Origin of the sequence: Roseateles asaccharophilus, from assembly GCF_004362405.1 — a bacterium.
Classification (GTDB): domain Bacteria; phylum Pseudomonadota; class Gammaproteobacteria; order Burkholderiales; family Burkholderiaceae_C; genus Kinneretia; species Kinneretia asaccharophila.
The window spans coordinates 161120-163197 of the sequence record NZ_SNXE01000008.1; the positions used below are offsets into that span (position 1 = coordinate 161120).

Annotated in this window: 1 protein-coding gene; it reads left to right on the forward strand. The window is 61.1% G+C overall.

From position 1 onward, the window contains the following. A partial coding sequence (locus tag DFR39_RS19880) for a YDG domain-containing protein (protein ID WP_162849558.1) occupies positions 1 to 2078 on the forward strand: 2078 nt, incomplete at both ends.

The following is a 2078-nucleotide window of genomic DNA, read 5'->3' on the forward strand; positions in this document are numbered from 1 at the left end:
GGTCGGCAGCAATCTGGCCAACGCTCGCACAAACACCGACTTCGCCGCCGGACCTCAGCACAACAGCGGATCCAACAGCCAGGTCATGGTTCGGGAACGCTTGAGCTTCACGGACAAAGTCAATGCTGCACAGCTTCGCATCACCTATGGCGATGCTGACCCCAGCAGCACGGCCGTGAAAGACGCCTTGAAAGCGGCCAACCAGCTCAACGGTAGCTCCATCGTCGAAACAGTGCTCGCTGGATCAAACAGTTACCAAGTCACCCGGGCGGCAATCATTGATGATCTCACCGTGACCGATCCCGCCGCCAACGGCAGCCCTCGACATGCGGGGACGCAAGCCAACGGCTTTGCCAGCGGCTACAACTACGGGCTGGCAGGCAATAACTTTGAGGTCAATACGGCGACGGGAACTGCCAAGCTCTTTGTCGATCCCAAGCGGGTGACACTGACGGCCAGCAAGACCTACGACGGCAGCACGGACATGACGGGTTACGTCACGATCAGCGGCCTGGTCGGTGGCCAGACCTTGAACTACAGCGGCGCGCGCGCCAATGGCAAGAACGTCAGCGCAGGGGTAAAGGCCGAGTTCATCAGCGCGATTACGCTGGCCGACGGTACGGGTGCGAATGCCGGCCTGGCTTCAGACTACATCCTGCCTGATCTCACACGTTCCAGCGACAACAACAGCGCGGCTGTGACGGCGCGCACCGTGACACTGAATGCCAGCAAGAGCTATGACGGCAAGACCGGTCTGAGCGGCAACCAGCTTGTCATTGGCAATCTGGTCAGCGGTGAGACGCTGACCTACCAGGATGCTCAGCTCAATAGCAAGAACGTCTGGGAAGCAGACCATGTCAGCGCGGTGACGCTTCTGGACGGTAGCGGTGGGGGGCTGGCCAGCAACTATGCCGCTCCGGATCTGAGCAAGAAGACAAGCGGCATCAATGAGGCGAAAGTCGACAAGGCACGCCTGTCGGTGGCGATTACCGGTGAGGCCCGCAAGGTCTATGACGGCGGCACGGAAGCCCAGCTGAGTTCGAGCAACTTTGCGGTGGCCGGGCTGGCTGAGGGGGATGCAGCCAGCATCGGCTTCGCCGATCCTGCAAAACCTGTCATGGGTCATTACGCCAGCAAGAACGTTCGCGACAACACCGAAGCGAACAAGGGCCGCGTGACAGCTGCAGTTGACAACAGCCTGGTTCAGCTGACTCAAGGTGACGCTCGGAACTACGATCTGCTAATGGGCGACGCCTCCGGGATTGTGGGCGTGATCACGCCCAAAGAGGCCAGCGTTGACGGCACTGCGACCAGCAAGATGTACAACGGGCAAGACCAGTCGCAGGCACCGGCTCAACTGACGGGATTCATTGAGGCTGATTTGAGTGCCGGCCGCATCGGCGTGGTGGGCGTGGCCACGGGGCGCAATGTCGGAACCTACACCTCGAACCTGTCGGTTGAGGGTGAGGATGCGGGCAACTATGTGGTGACTGTCCGCAATGCAGACCTGACCATCACCAAGAACAATCAGGCCCGTGTGGTGCTGACGGCCAATAGCGACATCAAGCAATACAACGGTGCGACGCAGTCGGTCAGCGGCTTCACGGCCGAGGGTCTGGTGGGCAGCGACACGGCGGACAACATCGGCGCGCAGGCCGGTGCCTCCGGCCGCAACGCCGGGGTGTACGGTACGAGCTTCAGCAATACCGATCAGCTCAAGGCCAACTACGAGAACGTGGAGCTCAAGGACGGCGCGCTGACCATCAACAAGAACAGCACGGCGCGCGTGGTGCTGACGGCCAATAGCGACACCAAGCAGTACAACGGTGCGATGCAGTCGGTCAGTGGCTTCACGGCCGAGGGTCTGGTGGGCAGCGACACGGCGGACAACATCGGCGCGCAGGCCGGTGCCTCCGGCCGCAATGCAGGGGTGTACGGTACGAGCTTCAGCAATACCGATCAGCTCAAGGCCAACTACGAGAACGTGGAGCTCAAGGACGGTGCGCTGACCATCAACAAGAACAGCACGGCGCGCGTGGTGCTGACGGCCAATAGCGACACCAAGCAGTACAACGGAG